The sequence below is a fragment of the Microbacterium sp. GXF7504 genome (assembly GCF_054798235.1).
Genome location: NZ_JBSJZI010000006.1, coordinates 100,384 through 120,199 on the forward strand (window position 1 = coordinate 100,384; position 19,816 = coordinate 120,199).

Consider the following 19,816-nt stretch of genomic DNA (forward strand, 5'->3'; position numbering starts at 1 on the left):
CATGGACGACACCCTGATCGAACGCCAGCGATCGGCCCCGGTCGATCCGGGGTCGGCGCAGCGCCTCGCGTCGGGCGGACTCGAGCTGCGGGTCGTCCCGAACGACGGCGACGCGTTCGCCGGTTGGAACGAGGCCGTCCGGCGCGGCTTCCTCGACCCCGCGCCGAGCGCCCTCCAGCGCGACGCCGCCCGTGACGCGTGGTCCGCACGCCGCCTCACCGGCGTGCTCGACCCCGCCGCACCCGTGCCCGACCAGCCGGTCGGCACCCTGTCGTCGTGGGTCGGCGCGCTGACGGTCCCCGGCGGCGAACTGCCCTCGTGCGCGATCAGCTCGGTCACCGTCGCCCCCACGCACCGTCGGCGGGGGATCGCCCGGGCGCTGCTGGAGGGGGAGCTGCGGGTCGCCGCATCCGTGGGGGTCCCCGTCGCCTCCCTCACCGTGACCGAGGCGCCGCTGTACGGCAGGTACGGCTTCGGCGCCGCCGCATCCGTCGCCACGATCGAGATCGACGTCAAGCGCACGGCGTGGGCGGGGCCCGTGCCCGCGGGGCGGGTCGACTTCGTCACCCGTGAACGCTGGCGCGAGACCGCCCCCGACGTGTTCGAGCGCGTCCGGCGCGGTCGACCCGGTGAGCTCGAGATGCCGGGCGGCCACTGGGACCGTGCCGCGGGCCTGCGCCCCGACGCGGACCGCCCGGAACGGTTGCGCGCGGTGCAGTACACCGCGCCGGACGGCACGGTCGCCGGCGTCGCGATGTACACCGTCACCGAGAACGACGCCGATTACACGAAGTCGCGCGTCGACGTGCACAGCCTCATCGCCGCCGGCGACGACGCGTACGCGGCGCTCTGGCGGTTCTTCGTCGAGATGGACCTCATCGGCACCCTCCATGCGTCCGAGCAGTCGATCGACGAACCGGTGCTGTGGATGCTGACGGACCGGCGTGCGGCCACCGTGACGATCCGGGACCACCACTACGTGCGCATCCTCGACGTGCCCGCCGCGCTCCAGGCGCGCCGCTACCGCCGCGCCTGCCGCATGCTGCTGGAGCTCGACGACCCGCTCGGGATCGCCGGGGGCCGGTTCGTGCTGACCGTGGACGACGACGGATTCGCCGTCGTCGCCCCGGCGGGCACCCGCGCGACCGGCACGGTCACGGTCGCGACCGGCATCACCGAGCTCTCCGCGCTGCTGCTCGGCCAGGTGTCCGCGCGCGTGCTCGCGGCGGCGGGCCGCCTCCGCGCGAGCGATCCCGGCATGCTCGACGACGTGTTCCGGTGGGATCCGCCGGCACGGCTCAGCTACTGGTACTGAGCCGCCCTACCGTCAGCGGGACGGATCACGCAACACCCGCCCCGGTGTCGCCGCGCGGCGGTATCGTCGGGGCCATGAGAGCACGACTCGGGGACACGGTCCTCGCCGAGGCGCCCGAGAGCGACCTCGTCCGCATCGAGGGCAACTGGTACTTCCCGCCCGCGAGTGTCACGCCCGGGGTGCTGAGCGAGAGCCCCACCCCCTACACGTGCCCATGGAAGGGCGCGTGCCAGTACTACACCGTCACGGCGGACGGCCGCGAGCTGCCCGACCGTGCGTGGAGCTATCCGGAGCCGTACCCGACCGCGATCGAGCGCGTCGGCACCGACTTCTCCGGGTACGTCGCCTTCTGGAAGGAAGTCGAGGTCGGCGACTGACCCGGGCAGGGATGCCGCGATGATCGAGTTCACGCACGTCTCGAAACGCTTCCCCGACGGCACCGTCGCGGTCGAGGACCTCAGTCTCGTCGTCCCCTCGCACCGCACCACCGTGCTGGTCGGGTCGTCGGGGTGCGGCAAGACGACCCTGCTGCGCATGGTCAACCGGATGGTCGAACCGTCCGGCGGCCGCATCGAGATCGACGGCGAGGACGTCGCCGCCGGTTCCGCGGTCGCCCTCCGCCGCCGCATCGGCTACGTCATGCAGAACGGCGGTCTCCTCCCGCACCTCACGGTGGCGGACAACATCGCGACCGTCCCGCGCCTGAACGGTGTCGCGCGGCGCGACGCCCGGTCCCGGGCGCAGGAGCTCCTCGACGTGGTCGGGCTCGACCCCGCGCTCGCCGACCGGTACCCGGCGCAGCTGAGCGGCGGGCAGCAGCAGCGCGTCGGCGTGGCACGCGCGCTCGCCGCCGACCCCGACATCCTGCTCATGGACGAGCCGTTCGGCGCGGTCGACCCGATCGTGCGGGCGGAGCTCCAGCGCGAGGTGCTCCGGTTGCAGCGGGAGCTGCGCAAGACGGTCGTGTTCGTCACACACGACATCGACGAGGCGTTCCTGCTCGGGGACCACGTGGTGATCCTCGCGAAGGGCGCCCGACCGGTGCAGCTCGGGACCCCGGCGGAGATCCTGGCCGCCCCGGCGGACGACTTCGTCGCGGCCTTCATCGGCGCCGACCGGGGACGACGCACGCTCCGCATCCGCCGGACGGATGCGGGCGACGTCGTCGTCGACGGCGACGGGCGGGCACTGGGCGCGCTGGCGGCGGACGGCTGAGATGACCTGGGTGCTCGCGAACCTCCCGCTCATCGCGGGCCTGCTCCTGGTGCATCTGCGCCAGAGCGTGATCGCGATCGTCCTCGGGTTCGTGATCGCCGTCCCGCTCGGGTGGCTCGCCTGGCGGTACCGGCTGCTGCGCGGCACCGTCATCACCGTCACGGGGCTCCTATACACCATCCCCTCGCTCGCGCTCCTCACGATCCTGCCCGGGGTGCTCGGCTACCGGGTCACGAGTGAGGCGAACCTCGTCGTCGCCCTGACGGTCTACGCCGTGGCGATCATGGTGCGCGCCGTCGCCGACGGGCTCGACGCCGTGCCGCCGGACGCGCGGCAGTCGGCCACCGCCGTCGGGTACGGACCGATGCGGAGGTTCTGGACCGTCGAGTTCCCGCTCGCCGGCTCCGTCGTCCTCGCCGGGCTGCGCGTGACCGCCGTCAGCACGATCTCGCTCGCCACGGTCGGGGTGCTCGTGGGGATCACCAACCTCGGCTACCTCTTCACCAACGGGCTGCAGCGTCGCATCGTGCCGGAGGTGCTCACCGGCGTCCTCGCCGTCGTGATCGTCGCGCTCCTCGTCGACCTCCTGCTCGTCATGGCCGGGCGCCTCCTGATGCCCTGGACCAGGCTCGCCCGGCCGGCGCGCGCCGGGGCCCGGCGCACCGCGGAGGCGACCCCGTGAACCTCTTCGCCGCGGCGCTGGCCTGGATCCTCGACCCCGAACAGTGGCAGGGGAGCGGCTCCCTCGCGGTCCTGCTCGGGCAGCACCTGGCCTACACGGCGGCCGCGGTCCTGGTCGCCGCGGTGATCGCCGTGCCGGCCGGCTGGGCCATCGGCCACACCGGCCGCGGCCGCGACGTGGCGACCGCAGCGGCCGGCCTCGCCCGCGCCGTGCCGTCGTTCGGCCTGCTCGTGCTGCTCGTGCTCCTGCTCGGCGTGCTCCACAAGCCCGAGGCCGCGCTCATCACGTTCGTCCTGCTCGCCCTTCCGTCCCTGCTGGCGGGGGCCTACACCGGCTTCGAGGCGATCGACCGGCAGGTGATCGACGCCGCCCGGGCGATGGGCATGACCGGGCGTCAGGTGCTCTGGCGCGTCGAGGTGCCGTTGGGGCTGCCGCTGCTGGTCGCGGGCCTTCGCGCAGCCGCGCTGCAGGTGGTCGCCACGGTCACGATCGCCGCCTACGTCGGGCTCGGCGGACTCGGGCAGCCGATCATCGCGGGCCTCAGCCTCCGCCGCTACGACGAGGTGCTCGGCGGCGCCCTGCTGGTCGCCGTCCTCGCCCTCGCCCTGGACGGCCTGCTCGCCCTCGTCCAGCGCGCCACGGTCCCGCGGGGCCTGCGCGCCGCCCGCGACGACCGCGGCGTCACCCGCCGCAGGACCCTCACCCGCACCGCCTGAACACGTCCGTCCCCCAGAGAGGAATCCCATGTCCATCCACCGCACCCGCGCCACGTTCGCCGTGGCCGCGATCCTCGGCGGCGCCCTGGCGCTCTCCGGCTGCGCCGGCGCAGACCCGCTCGCCGAGCCCACCGAGCGCGTCGACGACGGCACGATCGTCATCGGCTCGCAGTCGTACTACTCGAACGAGATCATCGCCGAGATCTACGCGCAGGCGCTCGAGGACGCCGGCTTCACGGTCGAGCGCAAGTTCGGCATCGGCCAGCGCGACGCCTACCTCCCGGAGCTCGAGGCGGGCGCGATCACGCTGTTCCCCGAGTACTCCGGCAACCTCCTGCAGTACTTCGACCCGGAGACCGAGGCGCGCTCGCCGGAGGACGTGTACGACGCCCTCACCGAGGCGCTGCCTGAGGGCCTCACGGTCCTCGACCAGTCGACCGCGACCGACCAGGACTCCTACACGGTCACCGCCGCGTTCGCCCAGGAGTATGGCCTCACCTCCATCGAGGACCTCGCCGGCGTCGGCGTGCCGCTGACCCTCGGCGGGCCGCCGGAGCTGGCCGAACGCCCCTACGGACCGGACGGCCTGCAGGAGGTCTACGGCATCGAGGTCGGCTTCAGCCCCACCGGCGACACGACCGTGGAGGACCTCCTCGCCGGCACCGTGAACGTCGCCAACGTGTTCACGGCGGACCCCCGCATCCAGACCGACGACCTGGTCGTGCTGGAGGACCCGAAGGCGCTGTTCCTCGCATCCAACGTGGTGCCGCTGGTGAGCACCGACATCGCCGACGACATCGCTTCCGTGATCGACGCCGTCAGCGCGGCGCTGACCCCGGAGGGCCTCGTCGCGATGAACGTGCAGAGCACGGTCGATCAGGACTCGACACCCGAGATCGCGACGCGCTGGCTGACCGAGAACGGCCTCATCGGCTGACCCGCGGAGGCCCTCGGCGCTCAGCCGTCGAGGGCCTCCTGCAGCTCCAGCCAGCGCTCCTCGAGCGTCGCGACCTCGTCGCTGAGCGCATCGCGCGTGCGCTGCAGCTCCATCAGCCGCGGATAGTCGTCGTGCGCACCGGCGAGGTCCGCATCCACCGCCGCGATCTCGCCGCCGAGCTTCGCCAGTCGGCGGTCGATCGCGGCGATCTCCTTCTGCGCAGCCCGACGGTCCGCGCCGGAGAGCGTGGACGCCTCGTCGGCGGATGCGGCGGCCGCCGGCCGTGCGTCGGTGCGCCCGACGCCGTCGCGGCGCAGCCGCAGGTACTCGTCCACGCCGCCGGGGAGGTGCCGGAGCCGGCCGTCGAGGATCGCATACTGCTGGTCGGTGACGCGCTCCATGAAGTACCGGTCGTGCGAGACGACGATGAGCGTGCCGGCCCACGAGTCGAGGAGGTCCTCGAGCGCCGCGAGCATGTCGGTGTCGAGGTCGTTCGTGGGCTCGTCGAGGATGAGCACGTTCGGCTGGTCGAGCAGGATGAGCAGCAGCTGCAGCCGACGCTGCTGACCGCCGGAGAGGTCCTTCACCGGCGTGGACAGTTGCGCGCTCGCGAAGCCGAGCCGCTCCAGGAGCTGCCCCGGGGTGAGCTCCTGCGCCTTCGACCCGGTGCCGAGCGTGTAGCTGGTCCGCAGACCCGAGACGACCACCCGCACCGGCTCGTCCATGTGCCGGTCGAGCTCGTCCATGCGCTGGCTGAGGATCGCCACCTTCACGGTCTTGCCGCGCTTCACCCGGCCGGTCGTGGGCTGGACGGTCCCGGCGATGAGTCCGAGCAGGGTGGACTTGCCGGCGCCGTTCACCCCGAGGATGCCGGTGCGCTCGCCGGGCGCGAGGCGCCACTCGATCGGATGCAGCACCTGCCGGCCGTCGTAGGAGACGGCCGCGTCGAGCAGGTCGACGACGTCCTTGCCGAGCCGGGCGACCGCGAGCGACTGCAGCTGCACGGGGTCGCGTATCTCCGGCACGTCGGCGATGAGCGCGTTCGCGGCGTCGATGCGGAACCGCGGCTTCGACGTGCGCGCGGGCGCGCCACGACGCAGCCAGGCGAGCTCCTTGCGGGCGAGGTTCTGCCGGCGCGCCTCGATCGCGGCGGCCTGGCGGTCGCGCTCGACGCGCTGCAGGATGTACGCCGCGTACCCGCCCTCGAACGGCTCGACGATGCGGTCGTGCACCTCCCAGGTGGCGGTGCAGACCTCGTCGAGGAACCACCGGTCGTGGGTGACGACCAGCAGGCCCCCTGCATCCTTCGCCCAGCGCTGCTGCAGGTGTGCTGCGAGCCAGGCGATGGCCTCGACGTCGAGGTGGTTCGTGGGCTCGTCGAGGGCCAGCACGTCCCAGTCGCCGATGAGGAGGCGCGCGAGCGCGACGCGGCGGCGCTGACCGCCCGAGAGCGAGGACAGCGGCGCGTCCCACGCGAGGTCGGTCACGAGGCCGGCGAGCACGTCGCGCACCCGCGGGTCGCCCGCCCACTCGTGCTCGGGCACGTCGCCGACGATCGCCCGGCCGACCGTGTCGTCGTCGGCGAGCGTGTCGGCCTGGTCGAGCACGCCCACGCGCACCCCGCCACGGACGGTGACCTTGCCCGCATCCGGCCGGAGGCGTCCGGCCAGCATCGCCAGCAGGCTCGACTTGCCGTCGCCGTTGCGCCCGACGATGCCGATGCGGTCGCCCTCGTTCACGCCGAGGGAGACGGCGTCGAAGACGACGCGGGTGGGGAATTCCAGGTGGAGCGAGTCGGCCCCGAGCAGATGTGCCATCCCCTCCAGGCTACGGGGCGCGGCCTGCGTGCCGGATCAGTGCGACGCGTATTCGAGGAGTGCGACGAACCCGCCGAGGAGCGCCGTGGACACCGCACCGGCGACACGGGCCCAGACCGGCGCGCCGCTGCGCGAGTAGGCGAGCCAGCCGAGGACGCCCAGGGTGATGATCGCCACGATGAACGCCCAGCCGCTGGCGTCGTCCGCGTCGTCGCCGCTGAGGCCCGCGATGAACATCGCGGCCGTGGCGGGGATCGCGGCGTACAGCATGCCCGAGGAGTGCGCGAACGCGTTGCGGATCGCCGTCGACAGCGGGTGCTCGCCGTGGTCGGCGACCGTGTGCGCGAACAGGTGCGCGATGAAGAAGACGATGAGGATGCTGACCGCCTCGACGACGCAGTTCAGGACGTCCTCGTCGTGGTCGCTCATCACGAGCAGCAGCGACGCGTACACGAGCAGGCCGTAGATCGTGGCCGGGGTGCGGAACCGGGTGTCGAACCACGCCTGGAACCTCTCCCGCCGGCCCGGGGCGGGCAGCGGCCGGACGCCCCCGGCGTTCATGCGTCGAATCCCAGCGAGAGCTTGCGCAGGAGCGAGGCGAGCCGCTCCCGGTCGCCGCGGGGGAGCCGCTGCAGCAGCACCGCCTCGGCGTCCACGAGGCGGGTGATCGCGGCGTCGACCCGGATGCGGCCCTCCTCCGTGAGGGTCACCAGCACGCTGCGCCCGTCGTCGGGGTCGTCCTCGCGTCGCACCAGGCGACGGCCCACGAGCCGGTCGATGCGGTTGGTCATGGTGCCGCTGGAGACGAGCGTCTGCTGCAGCAGCTGCTTCGGACTCAGCTGGAACGGTTCGCCCGCCCGCCGCAGCGCCGACAGCACGTCCCATTCCCACGGCTCCAGGTCGCTGCGCTGGAACGCCTCGCGGCGGGCGCGGTCGAGGTGGCGGGAGAGGCGGTCGACCCGCGAGAGCACCTCCATCGGGGAGAACTCGAGGTCCGGGCGCTGCGTGCGCCACGCCCCGACGATCCGGTCGACCTCGTCCGTCTCCTGCGCCATGCCACCATTATCGCGGGCGGCGCCGGCCGCGCCGGGATGGCAGACTGGAGCGGCGCCGGATGGCGCGGTCCGCCGTGGTGTAATGGCAGCACGACAGCCTTTGGAGCTGTGAGGTCTAGGTTCGAGTCCTGGCGGCGGAGCATGTCCGAACAGTTCGATCCCGCCCTCGCCGTCGTCGTCCTCGCCGCCGGGCAGGGCACCCGGATGCGTTCGCGCACCCCGAAGGTGCTGCACCCGATCGCCGGTGCGCCCCTGCTGGGCCATGTGCTCGCCACCGCCCGCGACCTCGCCCCCGCACGCGTCGTCGTCGTGGTGCGCCACGAGCGCGAGGCCGTCGCCGGCGCCGTCGCCTCGCTGGCCCCCGACGCCGTCGTCGTCGACCAGGACGACATCCCCGGCACCGGTCGCGCCGTCCAGCAGGCGCTCGACGCGCTCGAGGGCTTCGACGGCGACGTGCTCGTGCTCAGCGGCGACGTGCCGCTCATCGAGCGGGACACCCTGGCCGCGCTCGTCGACGCGCACCGGGGCCGCGCCGCATCCGTCACGGTGCTCAGCGCCCACCTCGCCGACCCCACCGGGTACGGCCGGGTGCTGCGCGACGCGTCCGGCGACGTCGAGCGGATCGTCGAGCACAAGGACGCCACCGACCACGAGCTGCAGGTCGCCGAGATCAACGCGGGCGTCTACGTCTTCCGTGCGAGCGCGCTGGCCGGGCACCTGGGGAACGTCACGCGCGACAACGCCCAGCGGGAGATGTACCTCACCGACGTCGTCGCCCTCGCCCGCCGGGCGGGGGAGCGGGTCGCCGCGTCCCCCGCGCCCGACGCGACCGCCGCGCTCGGCGTCAACGACCGGGTGCAGCTCGCCGAGGCCGCACGGCTGCTGAACGAGCGCATCGTGCGCCGCTGGCAGCGTGCCGGGGTCACCGTGCAGGACCCGGCCACCACGTGGATCGACGCGACCGTCACCCTCGCCGAGGACGTCACGATCCTCCCGAACACGCAGCTGCTGCGCGCCACCGTCGTCGGCGCCGGCGCGACCATCGGCCCCGACACGACCCTCAGCGACTGCGAGGTGGGGGAGGACGCCGTCATCCGGCGCACCGACGGCACCCTCGCCGTGATCGGCGCGCGTGCCACGGTCGGTCCGTTCGCGTACCTCCGTCCCGGCGCGGTGCTCGGCGCCGACGGCAAGATCGGCACCTACGTCGAGGTGAAGAACTCGCAGATCGGCGAGGGCAGCAAGGTGCCCCACCTGTCGTACATCGGCGACACCGACATCGGCCGGAACGTGAACCTCGGCGCCGGCGCGATCACCGCGAACTACGACGACCTGACCAAGCACCGCACCGTGATCGGCGACGAGGTGCACACCGGATCGCACAACGTCTTCGTCGCGCCGGTTAGGATCGGAGATGGCGCGAAGACCGGCGCCGGTGCGGTCGTCCGCAAGGACGTCCCGGCCGGCGCACTGGCTCTGACCGTCGCCCCTCAGCGCAACGTCGAGGGGTGGGTCGAGAAGAACAGGCCGGGGACCGGCGCCGCTGCAGCGGCGCAGCGGGCCCGGACCGCACAGGAATCGGGCGATGGCACGCAAAGACAAGAAAGTTGACCTCGATCGCGCACGCGGGATCGCACCCGGGCTGGTAGCGAAGACCAAGAAGCGACTCGTGGTCGCGGCGGGCCGTTCGCACCTCGGTCTCGCGGAGGAGGTCGCCACGGCGCTCGGCACGCAGCTCGTGCCGACCGAGTACCGCACCTTCGCGTCGGGGGAGATCCTCACCCGGTTCGAGGTCTCGATCCGCGGCTGCGACGTGTTCCTCGTCCAGTCGTTCGGCCCGCCGGTCAACGAGTGGCTGATGGAGCTGCTCATCATGCTCGACGCCGCCAAGCGCGCGTCCGCCAAGCGCATCACCGTCGTCGCCCCCTACTACCCCTACTCGCGCCAGGACAAGAAGGGCCGCGGCCGCGAGCCGATCAGCGCCCGCCTGGTCGCCGACCTGCTGCGCACCGCCGGCGCGGACCGCGTCATGAGCGTCGACCTCCACGCCGCACAGGTGCAGGGCTTCTTCGACGGACCGGTCGACCACCTGTTCGCCAAGCCCGTGCTGCTGCGCCACTTCGAGGAGACGCTCTCGCCCGAGGACCGCGCGAAGCTCACGATCGTCTCGCCCGACACCGGCCGCGTGCGCGTCGCCGACCAGTGGTCGGACAGCCTCGATGCACCGCTGGCGATCATCCACAAGCGCCGCGACCCGAACGTCGCGAACCAGGTGACGGTCAACGAGATCGTCGGCCACGTCGAGGGCCGCGTGTGCCTCCTCGTCGACGACATGATCGACACCGGCGGCACGATCGTGAAGGCCGCGCAGGCGCTGAAGGCGAACGGTGCCGAGCGCGTCATCGTCGCCGCCACCCACGCCGTGTTCAGCGACCCGGCCGTCGAACGGCTGCAGGATGCGGCGATCGACGAGGTCGTGGTCACCGACACCATCCCGCTGCCGGCCGAGAAGCAGTTCCCGAGCCTGACCGTGCTGCCGATCGCGCCGCTGCTCGCACGCGCGATCCGCGAGGTCTTCGAGGACGGCTCGGTCACCAGCATGTTCGACGGCGCGGCCTGACCCGCATCGCCCGCACGGCGGGTCCGCCTGCCGGCGGGCCCGCCGTCGTCGTCTCATAGCCCCCTCCCAGTCCCGTCCGGGAGCATGGTCCATGCCGCTGCATGCAGTGGCCGACCGCCGCGACCGCGGACACGCACACCGAGAGGACCGTCATGCTCCGGAACGTCGCACCACGTCCCGTCCGCACCGCCGCCGCGGCCGCGGGCGCCCTGGGCGTCCTCGCGCTCGCCGCCTGCGCACCCGCCGAAGCCGAACCGGCCGACGACGCCCCCGCATCCGGGACCGCCGCCACCTCCTCGCCGGCCGAGGGCGACTCGGGCGCCGCCGCGGGCGACTACGTCGACGGCGTGTACACCGCCGAGGGCAGCTACCAGACGCCGGAGACGGTCGAGACCGTGACCGTCACGATCACGCTCGCCGGCGACGTCGTGACCGACGTCGAGGTGGTGGGCGACCCGAAGGCCCGCGAGTCCCAGCAGTACCAGGGGTTCTTCATCGGCGGGATCGCGGACGAGGTCGTCGGCAAGGACATCGACGAGGTGTCCGTGAGCCGGGTCGCCGGCTCCTCACTCACCAGCGGCGGCTTCATGAAGGCGCTGCAGGAGATCAAGGCCGAAGCCGCGGCATGACCGCCGCCCGCTGGGCGTTCGAGGCGATCGGCACCCGCTGGGAGATCGAGACCCCGGTGCCGCTCGGCGACGACGTGCGGGCGCGGGTCTCGGCGTGCATCGACGCCTTCGACCGGGACTGGTCCAGGTTCCGGCCGGACTCGACCGTGTCGCGTCTGGCCGCGGCCGGCGGCACCGCGCCCGCACCCCCCGACGCTTCGGCGCTCCTCGAGGTCTACGCGGCGCTCTCCGACGCCACCGGCGGCGCCGTCAACCCGCTCGTCGGCGACGCGATCGCACGCCGCGGCTACGACGCCCCCGGGTCGGGCCTCGACCGCGGAGCGGTGCCTGCGCCGGCCGACTGGCGGACGCTGCTGGCCGCGGATGCGGGGACCATCACCCTGCGCGCCCCCGCCGTCGTCGACGTCGGCGCGGCGGGCAAGGGCAGGCTGGTCGACCTCGTGCTCGCGCTGCTGCCGGACCTCGGGCCCGGGTCGGTGGTGGTCGACGCGAGCGGCGACCTCGCCGTCCGTGGCGGCCCGGTGCGCGTCGGCCTCGAGCATCCGTACGACCCGCGCCGCGTCGTCGGTGTCTGGGAGGTGACCGACGGCGCCCTCTGCGCATCGGCGGTCAACCGTCGGGTGTGGGGCGACGGGCTGCACCACGTGCTCGACGCCCGCACCGGCGAACCGGTGCGGACGATCGCCGCCACCTGGGTGCGCGCCGAAGACGCCATGCACGCGGATGCCGTCGCGACCGCGCTCTTCTTCGACGGCGGCCCGGAACTCGCGTACCGCTGGGGCGCCGAGTGGGCGAGGATGACGACCGACGGCCGCATGCAGTGGTCGCCGGCCGGCAGGGAGGGGTTGTTCCTATGATCGCCGCGCTCACGACCGCCCTGAACCGCGGACTGGTGTTCCTCGGTCGCATCTCGATGTACCGGATGGTGCTCGTCGCCCTCTCGGTGCTGGCCGCGGTCGCGCTCCTCCTGTCGGTGTTCGGCCTCGTGCTGCCCACCCCGGGCGCGCTCCTCGGCACCGCCGTGGTGCTCGTCGTCGTCGGCGGCGCGGTCGACGCGCTCGCCCAGCGGATGCTGGGTCTGCCGTGGCGGGTCGAATCCTCCCTCATCACGGCGGGCATCCTGCTGTTCGTGCTGCGCCCGTCGGCGGAGCCCGTCGGGCTCGCCGGGATCGCGATCGCCGCCGCGGCCGCATCCGTCTCCAAGTACCTCCTCGCCTGGCGCGGCCGCCACGTCTTCAACCCGGCGGCGGTCGGGGCGACCGTGCTGACGCTCGTCGCGGCGCTCGCACCGCTGGAGTGGAACCTGGGCGGTTCGGCGTGGTGGGTCGGGTCGCCCGCGCTGTTCGCTCCGGTGCTGCTCCTCGGCATCGGTGTGCTGTGGCGCAGCGAGCGGCTGCCCGTCGCGGGGCTGTTCCTGGTCGTGGCGGTGGTGGTCGCGGTCGCGCGGGTGCAGGTGCAGTACGGGCAGCTGGGCGTCGACCTGCCCTTCGGCGAGGTGCTCGCGCAGACGCTCTTCGCGTCGCCCTACCTGTTCCTCGCCGTCTTCATGCTGTCCGAGCCGCTCACCCTGCCGCCGCGGCGATGGCAGCAGTTCCTGGTGGCGGCGGTGGTGGGCGTCCTCGCCGGCTGGCCGATCCAGCTCGGCCTCATGAGCCTCGGGCAGGAGCGGGCGCTGCTCATCGGCAACCTCGTGGCCTTCGCGTTCTGCCTGCGCTCGGCCGTGCGGCTGCGGCTGGAGCGCAGTGAGGAGTCGGCGCCGACCGTGCGGGAGCTCACGTTCCGCGCCGAGCGGATGCTGCGGTTCGAGGCGGGCCAGTACCTCGAGCTCGAGGTGCCGCACCGCCGCCCCGACATCCGCGGCACCCGCCGCGAGTTCAGCATCCTGTCGGCGCCCGAGGACCTGCCCACCGTCCGGGTCGCGTACCGCGACCGCGGCGAGACCCCGTCGAGCTACAAGCGCGCGCTCGCCGAGGCGGCGCCGGGCGACGTGCTGTCGGTGACCGGTGTGTGGGGCGACTTCGTGCTGCCCCGTGACCCGGGCCGTCCCGTGCTCATGGTGGCCGCGGGCATCGGCGTGACGCCGTTCGTGTCGCAGCTGCGGCACCTCGCCGCGACGGGGGAGCGGCGCGACGTGGTGCTCGTGTACGTGGTGCCCGAGGGTGTCGGGCTGCCGTTCCGCGGCGACCTCGCCGCATCCGGGGTCCCCGTGGTGGTGTTCTCCCGCACCGACCCGGGGGAGCTGCCGCCGGGCTGGACGTGGACCGGCGGCGTGCGACTCGACGCCGACGCGCTGGCCGCCGCCGTCCCGGACCTCCGCGAGCGTCACGCCTACATCTCCGGCCCGCCCGGGCTGATCGCGGACCTCGCCCCCGCGCTGTCGCGCGCCCGCGGCCTGACGACCGACGCGTTCGCCGGCTACTGACCCGCCCGAACGGACCGCGAGACTGCATCCTGTCGCCGAGACAGCGGGGTAACCCCGCAGTCTCGGCGGTCAGATGCAGTCTCGCGGTTCAGGAGGTCAGACGCGGTGCGCGCGGTAGTACGACAGCAGCGCGCGGGTCGAGGGGTCCTGGGCGGCCAGGGCCTCCTCGTCGCCCTCGATCGCGGGGGCGATCTGCAGGGCGAGCTGCTTGCCGAGCTCGACTCCCCACTGGTCGAAGCTGTTGATGCCCCAGACCGTGCCCTGCGTGAACGTGATGTGCTCGTACAGCGCGATGAGCTGGCCGAGCACCGACGGGGTCAGCGCGGGCGCGAAGATCGACGTCGTCGGCCGGTTGCCCGAGAACGTGCGGGCCGCGACGAGCGCGCCGGTGGTGCCCTCGGCCTCGACCTCCTCGGCGGTCTTGCCGAACGCGAGCGCCTTCGTCTGCGCGAGGAAGTTCGCCAGGAACAGCCCGTGCACGTCGCGGCCGTCGTCCGCGAGCGGGTACGCCGGGTTCGCGAAGGCGATGAAGTCCGCCGGGATGAGGCGGGTGCCCTGGTGGATGAGCTGGTAGAACGCGTGCTGGCCGTTTGTACCCGGCTCACCCCAGAACACCTCGCCGGTGTCGGTCGTGACGGGCGAGCCGTCCCAGCGCACCGACTTGCCGTTGGACTCCATCGTGAGCTGCTGCAGGTACGCCGGGAAGCGGTGCAGCTGCTGCGCATAGGGGAGCACGGCGTGCGACTGCGCGCCCAGGAAGTTCGTGTACCAGACGTTCAGCAGGCCCATGAGCACCGGGACGTTGCGCTCGAGCGGGGTCGTTGCCACGTGCACGTCGACCGCGTGGAACCCGGCGAGCAGCTCCCGGAACACGTCGGGACCGAGCTCGATCGCGAGCGACAGGCCGATCGCCGAGTCCACCGAGTAGCGGCCGCCGACCCAGTCCCAGAACCCGAACGCGTTCTCCGGGTCGATGCCGAACGCCGCGACCTTGTCCAGCGCGGTGGAGACGGCGACGAAGTGGTGGGCCACCGCATCCGTGCGCGCCTCGTCGTGATCGGCGATGGCCCCGGATGCGGCGAGCCCCTGCCACAGCCAGTCCCGGGCGAGCCGGGCGTTGGTGAGGGTCTCGAGGGTCGTGAAGGTCTTCGACGCGACGATGAACAGCGTCGTCTCGGGGTCGAGGTCGGCGGTCTTCTGCGCGATGTCGGTCGGGTCGATGTTCGAGACGAACCGCGCCTGGATGCCGGCGTCGGCGTAGGGCTTCAGCGCCTCGGAGACCATGACCGGGCCGAGGTCGGAGCCGCCGATGCCGATGTTCACCACGTGGGTGACCCGCTTGCCGGTCACGCCCAGCCAGTCGCCGGAGCGCACCCGGTCGGCGAACGCCGACATCCGGTCGAGCACCTCGTGCACGTCGTGGTCCACGTCCTGGCCGTCCACGACGAGCGCGGGGGAGACGTCTGCGGGGCGGCGGAGCGCGGTGTGGAGGACGGCGCGGTCCTCGGTCGTGTTGATATGGACGCCGTCGAGCATCTGTGCGAAGCGCTCGGCCACGCCGGTCTCCTCGGCCAGGCGCACGAGCGCGGCCAGGATGTCGTCGGTGACGAGGTTCTTCGACAGGTCGACGTGCAGGTCGGCCACAGGGAGGCTCAGCCGCTCGGCCCGCGCCTCGTCGGCGGCGAACCAGCCGCGGAGGTCGGGGGCGAACCCGGCGCGGTGCGCCTCGAGGTCGGCCCAGGCGGTGGTGGTGGTTGCGTCGATGGGGGTGCTCACGGTTCCACGGTAGCGGGCGCCGGGTCCTGGGGTCGGGCCGGGAGTCGCACCGTGAACTCGGTGGCGCCGGGTGCGGAGGTGACGGCGATGCTTCCCGCGTGCGCCTCCACGATCGCGCGGGCGATCGACAGGCCGAGCCCCGTGCCGCCGGTGTTCCGGGCGCGGGACCGGTCGCCGCGGGCGAACCGCTCGAACAGTTCGCCGGCGACCTCGGGGTCGATGCCGGGCCCGTCGTCCTGCACGCGCAGCACCGCGTCACGGCCCTCGCGCCGCACCGACACGGTCACCGTGGTGCCCGCGGGGGTGTGGGTGCGGGCGTTGGCCAGGAGGTTCACCACGACCTGCTGGATGCGGTGCTCGTCACCGGCGATGACGACCGGTTCCGGCTCCACGTCGAGCACCCAGCGGTGGTCGGCGCCGGCGACCTGGGCGTCGCCGGTCGCCTCGATCGCGAGGCGGCTGAGGTCGACCGTGCCGTAGACGAGTTCACGACCCTCCTCGAGGCGGGCGAGCAGCAGCAGGTCCTCCACGAGCGCGGTCATGCGCAGCGACTGCGCCTGGATGCGCTGCAGGGCGGACTCGGTGTGCTCGCCGAGCGCGGGGTCGCGCAGCGACAGCTCGGAGTAGCCGCGGATGCTGGCGAGGGGCGTGCGCAACTCGTGACTCGCGTCGGCGACGAACCGCCGCATCCGTTCCTCGTTGCGCTGGCGGGCGTCGAGGGCTGCGCCGACGTGGTCGAGGAGGGTGTTCAGCGACGACCCCACCCGGCCGATCTCGGTCTCGTCGTCCGCCTGCGCGGCGGGCACCCGCTCGGTGATGGTGACCGCGCCCTCGGACAGTGGCTGTGCGGCGACGCGCTCGGCCGTCTCCGCGACCTCCCGGAGCGGTGCGAGCGAGCGCCGGATGATGATCGCGAGGAGCACCCCCAGGATCAGCAGGCCCCCGACCGTGACGAGCGCGACGGTGGTGAGGATCTGCGTGAGGGTCGAGGCGACCTCGCTCGTCGGCAGCCCGTAGACGGCGAACGCGCCGGACGGATCGCCGGAGAAGTAGACGCGGTACGTGCCGACGCCGGGCACGTCCACGGTGGAGAACTCGTCGAGCACGATCTGCTGCAGCATGTGCTGCACCTGCGTGGTCTCGAGCGTACGGACCGTGTCGTCGTCCTCGACCACCGCGCCGCTGACCCCCGCGGCGCCGCGGAGGACGAGCAGGTAGCCGTGCTCCTGCCTGCCGGCGGAGAGGATGTCGGCGGCCGTCGCGGAGAAGCCGGCGCGGCCCACGGCGGGCGCGTACTGCAGCACCTGCACGTTGAGGTTCTGCTGCATGATCGACGCCAGGATCGTGCCGGTGGCCAGGCCCACGGCGCCGAGGATGACGGCGACCATGCCGATGACCGCCGTCATGAGGCGGGTCTGCAGGTTCAGGCGGGCGCCGCGGCGGCGCGCAGGCAGGGTCACTGGGCGGCTTTGATCATGTAGCCGACGCCGCGCACGGTGTGGATGAGCGGGTCGCGGCCGTGGTCGATCTTCTTCCGCAGGTAGGAGATGTACAGCTCCACGACCGATGAGCGGCCGCCGAAGTCGTAGTTCCACACGCGATCGAGGATCTGCGCCTTCGAGACCACGCGGCGCTGGTTCCGCATGAGGAAGCGCAGCAGCTCGAACTCGGTGGCGGTGAGCTCGATCCCGGTGCCGGCTCGCTCGACCTCGTGGCTGTCCTCGTTGAGGGTGAGGTCGCCCACCCGCAGGATCGGCTCCGAGTCCTGGGCGTGCGCCGTACCGGCCCGTCGCATCAGCCCTCGCAGACGCGCGACGACCTCCTCGAGGCTGAAGGGCTTCGTGACGTAGTCGTCGCCGCCTGCGGTGAGCCCCGCGACGCGGTCGGCGACCGCATCCTTCGCGGTGAGGAAGAGCACCGGCACGGTGTTGCCGGACTGCCGCAGCCGCTGCAGCACCGCCATCCCGTCGAGGTCCGGCATCATGATGTCCAGCACCATGGCGTCGGGCTCGAACTCGCGCGCGGTGTTCAGCGCCTCGAACCCGGAGGCCGCGGTCTTCACCGTCCAGCCCTCCATGCGCAGCGCCATCGAGAGCAGGTCGGTCAGCATCTGCTCGTCGTCGACGACGAGCACGCGCGGCGGGGTGCCGTCCGCGCGGTGGAGTGCAGGGGATGCGGCCATGGACGTCATGCCTCGATTCTGCGGCGATCGCTATGAGCTTCCTATGGCAGAGCATATGCGTGCGCTGTGAATCGATGCATAGGTGGTTCTTAACCGTTCCCGATGATTCCCTGAAACCGCTCTCGTAGCGTCGGCGTGCGGCCGGAGAGTCGGCCGGAAGGAGACCCATGTACTGGACGTATCTGCGGCGGGAACTGGCCGGCCGCAAGAAACAGACGATCATCGTGGCGGCGGGACTCGCCGTCGCGGTGGCCCTCGTGATCATCGTCAACGCGCTCGCCGGGGGTGTGCGGGACGCGCAGGCCCAGGCGCTGGAGAGCGTCTACGGCGTCGGCACCGACCTCACGGTCACCGGCGTGCAGCCCGACCCGGATGCCGGCGGCCCCGGCGCGGGCGGCGGTCCGTCGTTCGAGTTCGGTCAGGACGGCGGGGCCACCGGCGAGGACGGCGGCACGTCGCTCAGCCAGTCCCGGCTCATGACCGACATGATGCGCGGCACACTCGACGCGGTCGTGGTGGACGAGGCCGCAGCCGTCGACGGCGTCGCCGCGGCCACGGGCGCGCTGAGCCTCACCAACACGACCTTCTCCGGTGAACTGCCCGCCGCGCCCTCCGGCGACGCGGGCGGCGCGCCGAGCGGCGGCCCGGGTGGTGGTGGCGGCTTCGGCGGCGGGTCGTTCGACATCGACAGCTTCACCGTGCTGGGACTGGACACCGCGGCGCCCGCGTCGGTGGGTCCGCTGTCCTCCGTCGACCTGCAGGACGGTCGCCTCCTGGACACCGGCGACGCGGGCGCGGCCGTCGCCGTGCTCGACGCGACCTACGCGACCGGTGCGGACCTCGTCGTCGGCGACACGATCGACGTCGGCGGGACCGAGGTCGAGGTCGTCGGCATCGTCGCGTCCACCTCGTCGGACGCCGACACCGCGGCGAACGTGTACCTGCCGCTCGACGTGGCCCAGGACCTCGCCGGTCTCGGCGACGTCGTCTCCACGGTGTACGTGCAGGCCCAGTCGGCCGCCGACATCCCGGCGCTGCAGACCGCGCTGGAGGAGGCGCTGCCCGACGCGACCGTGAGCTCCCAGGCCGATCTCGCCTCCACCGTCTCCGGGTCGCTCTCCAGCGCATCCTCGCTCATCACGAACCTCGGGACGTGGCTGTCGGTGATCGTCCTCGTCGTGGCCGTCGCGCTCGCCGTGCTGTTCACGATCTCCGGCGTCTCCCGACGCACCCGCGAGTTCGGCACGCTGAAGGCGATCGGCTGGTCGGACCGCCGCGTCATCGGGCAGGTCGCGGGCGAGTCGGTCGCGCAGGGGCTCATCGGCGGCGTCGCCGGTCTCGCGCTGGGCCTGGTCGGCGTGCTCGTCATCAACCTCGTGCAGCCCACGATCTCCTCCGGGGCGGCCACCGGCGGTCCCGCGGGCCCCGGCGGCGACGGCGCCGGCATGCCGGGCGGGATGCCCGGGATGCCCGGGCAGACGGCGTCGGCCGCATCCGACATCGTCCTCAGCGCCCCGCTGTCGGCCACCGTCGTCGTCGCGGCACTCGTGCTCGCGGTGGCTGGCGGGCTCGTGGCCGGCGCCGTCGGCGGGTGGCGCGCCGCCCGGCTGAGCCCCGCCGAAGCGCTGCGGTCCGTGGCATGACCGGCGCACCCCGACCAACGACAGGAGCAGACATGACCATCGTCGAGCACGGGCGGGAGGGGGCGGCCGAGGCCGCGTCCGCCCCCGCGTACCGCATCAGCGGCGTCACCAGGACCTACGAGCAGAAGGGTCGCGCGGTCCACGCCCTGGCCGGCGTCGATCTCGAGATCGCGCGCGGCGCGTTCGTCACCATCCAGGGGCCGACGGGAGGGGGCAAATCGACCTTCCTGCAGATCCTCGGGGCGCTCGACCGGCCGACCGCCGGGCGGGTGGAACTCGCGGGCGTCGACATCGCGAGCGCCTCGGATGCCGAGCTCACCCGGCTGCGCGCGCACGAGATCGGGTTCGTGTTCCAGGGGTTCAACCTCATCCCGACGCTCACCGCCGCCGAGAACGTGGACATGGGGCTCGAACCGCTCCGGCTCCCGGCATCCGAGCGCGCCGAGCGCGTCGCCGAGGCGCTCGCGCACGTCGGCCTCGCCGAGCGCGGCGACCACCGTCCGGGTGAGCTCTCGGGCGGGCAGCAGCAGCGCGTCGCGATCGCACGCGCCATCGCGAAGCGCCCCACGGTGCTGCTCGCCGACGAGCCCACGGGCAACCTCGACGAGTCGATGCGCGACGAGATCCTGCAGGTGCTTCGCCGGCTGAACGACGAGGGCCTCACCCTCGTGGTCGTCACGCACGACTCCGCGGTCGCCCGGCAGGCCGGGCGGCGACTGCGCCTGGAGCGCGGCACCGTCCGCGACCTCGACCGGTGACACCCGAGGCGGCCGGCTCCCCGAACCCGGCGGAGCCGGCCGCCTCGCG

19 protein-coding genes and 1 tRNA gene are annotated in these 19,816 nt (G+C 73.0%); 14 read left to right on the top strand and 6 right to left on the bottom strand.

Translation table 11 applies throughout. The annotated features are described in order from the left end of the window. The first annotated feature begins 1 nt into the window (after nt 1). From ACWAUO_RS14310 to ACWAUO_RS14335, 6 genes are all read left to right on the top strand, one after another. Entirely contained in the window at nt 2-1,315 is a 1,314-nt protein-coding gene (locus tag ACWAUO_RS14310) for a GNAT family N-acetyltransferase (protein WP_460776374.1), read from the top strand. 74 nt (nt 1,316-1,389) lie between these two features. Continuing rightward, a complete protein-coding gene (locus ACWAUO_RS14315; protein ID WP_460776376.1) occupies nt 1,390-1,692 on the top strand; it encodes a DUF427 domain-containing protein in 303 nt (100 codons plus the stop codon). 19 nt (nt 1,693-1,711) lie between these two features. Then, nucleotides 1,712-2,530: an ABC transporter ATP-binding protein gene (locus ACWAUO_RS14320; protein WP_460776377.1), complete on the top strand. Its 819-nt coding sequence runs from the start codon at nt 1,712-1,714 to the stop codon at nt 2,528-2,530. Between the two features lies 1 nt (nt 2,531). After that, complete coding sequence (locus ACWAUO_RS14325) at nt 2,532-3,212, top strand: ABC transporter permease (RefSeq protein WP_460776379.1); 681 nt, start codon at nt 2,532-2,534, stop codon at nt 3,210-3,212. Continuing rightward, entirely contained in the window at nt 3,209-3,928 is a 720-nt protein-coding gene (locus tag ACWAUO_RS14330; RefSeq protein WP_460776381.1) for an ABC transporter permease, read from the top strand. Before ACWAUO_RS14325 ends, ACWAUO_RS14330 begins: the two co-directional genes overlap by 4 nt. Before the next feature lie 28 nt (nt 3,929-3,956). Then, on the top strand, nt 3,957-4,865 hold the full coding sequence (locus ACWAUO_RS14335; protein WP_460776383.1) for an ABC transporter substrate-binding protein: 909 nt from the start codon (nt 3,957-3,959) through the stop codon (nt 4,863-4,865). Nucleotides 4,866-4,885: 20 nt separating this feature from the next. Here the strand turns inward: ACWAUO_RS14335 and ACWAUO_RS14340 are convergent, their stop codons facing one another. Genes ACWAUO_RS14340 through ACWAUO_RS14350 form a run of 3 tightly spaced genes read right to left on the bottom strand, consistent with a single transcriptional unit; the run spans nt 4,886 to nt 7,737 of the window. After that, nucleotides 4,886-6,682: an ABC-F family ATP-binding cassette domain-containing protein gene (locus ACWAUO_RS14340; protein WP_460776384.1), complete on the bottom strand. Its 1,797-nt coding sequence runs from the start codon at nt 6,680-6,682 to the stop codon at nt 4,886-4,888. Between the two features lie 36 nt (nt 6,683-6,718). Next, nucleotides 6,719-7,243: a hypothetical protein gene (locus ACWAUO_RS14345; RefSeq protein WP_460776386.1), complete on the bottom strand. Its 525-nt coding sequence runs from the start codon at nt 7,241-7,243 to the stop codon at nt 6,719-6,721. Further along, on the bottom strand, nt 7,240-7,737 hold the full coding sequence (locus ACWAUO_RS14350; RefSeq protein WP_460776387.1) for a MarR family winged helix-turn-helix transcriptional regulator: 498 nt from the start codon (nt 7,735-7,737) through the stop codon (nt 7,240-7,242). The genes ACWAUO_RS14345 and ACWAUO_RS14350 overlap by 4 nt, the downstream gene beginning before the upstream one ends. Before the next feature lie 68 nt (nt 7,738-7,805). On the opposite strand from ACWAUO_RS14350, the gene ACWAUO_RS14355 reads away from it, so the two are divergent. The 6 genes from ACWAUO_RS14355 (at nt 7,806) to ACWAUO_RS14380 (ending at nt 13,408) form a co-directional block, all read left to right on the top strand. Further along, a tRNA-Gln gene (locus ACWAUO_RS14355) sits at nt 7,806-7,877 on the top strand. Nucleotide 7,878: 1 nt separating this feature from the next. Next, entirely contained in the window at nt 7,879-9,348 is a 1,470-nt protein-coding gene (gene glmU, locus ACWAUO_RS14360) for a bifunctional UDP-N-acetylglucosamine diphosphorylase/glucosamine-1-phosphate N-acetyltransferase GlmU (protein WP_460776388.1), read from the top strand. Continuing rightward, nucleotides 9,323-10,357, top strand: coding sequence for a ribose-phosphate diphosphokinase (locus ACWAUO_RS14365; protein WP_460776390.1), 1,035 nt, complete (start codon nt 9,323-9,325; stop codon nt 10,355-10,357). Before glmU ends, ACWAUO_RS14365 begins: the two co-directional genes overlap by 26 nt. A 152-nt stretch (nt 10,358-10,509) precedes the next feature. Then, complete coding sequence (locus ACWAUO_RS14370) at nt 10,510-10,986, top strand: hypothetical protein (protein WP_460776391.1); 477 nt, start codon at nt 10,510-10,512, stop codon at nt 10,984-10,986. Then, complete coding sequence (locus tag ACWAUO_RS14375) at nt 10,983-11,843, top strand: FAD:protein FMN transferase (protein WP_460776393.1); 861 nt, start codon at nt 10,983-10,985, stop codon at nt 11,841-11,843. Before ACWAUO_RS14370 ends, ACWAUO_RS14375 begins: the two co-directional genes overlap by 4 nt. Next, on the top strand, nt 11,840-13,408 hold the full coding sequence (locus ACWAUO_RS14380; protein ID WP_460776395.1) for an FAD-dependent oxidoreductase: 1,569 nt from the start codon (nt 11,840-11,842) through the stop codon (nt 13,406-13,408). Before ACWAUO_RS14375 ends, ACWAUO_RS14380 begins: the two co-directional genes overlap by 4 nt. Nucleotides 13,409-13,504: 96 nt before the next feature. Here the strand turns inward: ACWAUO_RS14380 and pgi are convergent, their stop codons facing one another. Genes pgi through ACWAUO_RS14395 form a run of 3 tightly spaced genes read right to left on the bottom strand, consistent with a single transcriptional unit; the run spans nt 13,505 to nt 17,375 of the window. Beyond that, entirely contained in the window at nt 13,505-15,184 is a 1,680-nt protein-coding gene (pgi, locus tag ACWAUO_RS14385; RefSeq protein WP_460776396.1) for a glucose-6-phosphate isomerase, read from the bottom strand. Further along, nucleotides 15,181-16,644 carry a sensor histidine kinase gene (locus ACWAUO_RS14390; protein ID WP_460776398.1) on the bottom strand — a complete coding sequence of 488 codons (1,464 nt, stop codon included), beginning with the start codon at nt 16,642-16,644 and terminating at the stop codon, nt 15,181-15,183. The genes pgi and ACWAUO_RS14390 overlap by 4 nt, the downstream gene beginning before the upstream one ends. Next, nucleotides 16,641-17,375, bottom strand: a complete 735-nt coding sequence (locus ACWAUO_RS14395) for a response regulator transcription factor (protein WP_460776399.1) — start codon at nt 17,373-17,375, stop codon at nt 16,641-16,643. The genes ACWAUO_RS14390 and ACWAUO_RS14395 overlap by 4 nt, the downstream gene beginning before the upstream one ends. A 158-nt stretch (nt 17,376-17,533) precedes the next feature. Between ACWAUO_RS14395 and ACWAUO_RS14400 the strand changes: the two genes are divergently transcribed. Then, on the top strand, nt 17,534-19,009 hold the full coding sequence (locus ACWAUO_RS14400) for an ABC transporter permease (RefSeq protein WP_460776401.1): 1,476 nt from the start codon (nt 17,534-17,536) through the stop codon (nt 19,007-19,009). 32 nt (nt 19,010-19,041) lie between these two features. Then, nucleotides 19,042-19,767, top strand: coding sequence for an ABC transporter ATP-binding protein (locus ACWAUO_RS14405; RefSeq protein WP_460776402.1), 726 nt, complete (start codon nt 19,042-19,044; stop codon nt 19,765-19,767). Nucleotides 19,768-19,816: the final 49 nt, after the last annotated feature.

What these genes read in the sequence shown, in the direction of transcription:
- ACWAUO_RS14320 (WP_460776377.1), top strand. Translation starts at nt 1,712, where the DNA reads ATGATCGAGTTCACGCACGTCTCGAAACGCTTCCCCGACGGCACCGTC.
- ACWAUO_RS14345 (WP_460776386.1), bottom strand. Translation starts at nt 7,243, where the DNA reads ATGAACGCCGGGGGCGTCCGGCCGCTGCCCGCCCCGGGCCGGCGGGAG.
- ACWAUO_RS14335 (WP_460776383.1), top strand. Translation starts at nt 3,957, where the DNA reads ATGTCCATCCACCGCACCCGCGCCACGTTCGCCGTGGCCGCGATCCTC.
- ACWAUO_RS14380 (WP_460776395.1), top strand. Translation starts at nt 11,840, where the DNA reads ATGATCGCCGCGCTCACGACCGCCCTGAACCGCGGACTGGTGTTCCTC.
- ACWAUO_RS14375 (WP_460776393.1), top strand. Translation starts at nt 10,983, where the DNA reads ATGACCGCCGCCCGCTGGGCGTTCGAGGCGATCGGCACCCGCTGGGAG.
- ACWAUO_RS14325 (WP_460776379.1), top strand. Translation starts at nt 2,532, where the DNA reads ATGACCTGGGTGCTCGCGAACCTCCCGCTCATCGCGGGCCTGCTCCTG.
- ACWAUO_RS14340 (WP_460776384.1), bottom strand. Translation starts at nt 6,682, where the DNA reads ATGGCACATCTGCTCGGGGCCGACTCGCTCCACCTGGAATTCCCCACC.
- ACWAUO_RS14405 (WP_460776402.1), top strand. Translation starts at nt 19,042, where the DNA reads ATGACCATCGTCGAGCACGGGCGGGAGGGGGCGGCCGAGGCCGCGTCC.
- ACWAUO_RS14365 (WP_460776390.1), top strand. Translation starts at nt 9,323, where the DNA reads ATGGCACGCAAAGACAAGAAAGTTGACCTCGATCGCGCACGCGGGATC.
- glmU (WP_460776388.1), top strand. Translation starts at nt 7,879, where the DNA reads ATGTCCGAACAGTTCGATCCCGCCCTCGCCGTCGTCGTCCTCGCCGCC.
- ACWAUO_RS14370 (WP_460776391.1), top strand. Translation starts at nt 10,510, where the DNA reads ATGCTCCGGAACGTCGCACCACGTCCCGTCCGCACCGCCGCCGCGGCC.
- ACWAUO_RS14310 (WP_460776374.1), top strand. Translation starts at nt 2, where the DNA reads ATGGACGACACCCTGATCGAACGCCAGCGATCGGCCCCGGTCGATCCG.
- ACWAUO_RS14395 (WP_460776399.1), bottom strand. Translation starts at nt 17,375, where the DNA reads ATGACGTCCATGGCCGCATCCCCTGCACTCCACCGCGCGGACGGCACC.
- ACWAUO_RS14315 (WP_460776376.1), top strand. Translation starts at nt 1,390, where the DNA reads ATGAGAGCACGACTCGGGGACACGGTCCTCGCCGAGGCGCCCGAGAGC.
- ACWAUO_RS14350 (WP_460776387.1), bottom strand. Translation starts at nt 7,737, where the DNA reads ATGGCGCAGGAGACGGACGAGGTCGACCGGATCGTCGGGGCGTGGCGC.
- ACWAUO_RS14400 (WP_460776401.1), top strand. Translation starts at nt 17,534, where the DNA reads ATGTACTGGACGTATCTGCGGCGGGAACTGGCCGGCCGCAAGAAACAG.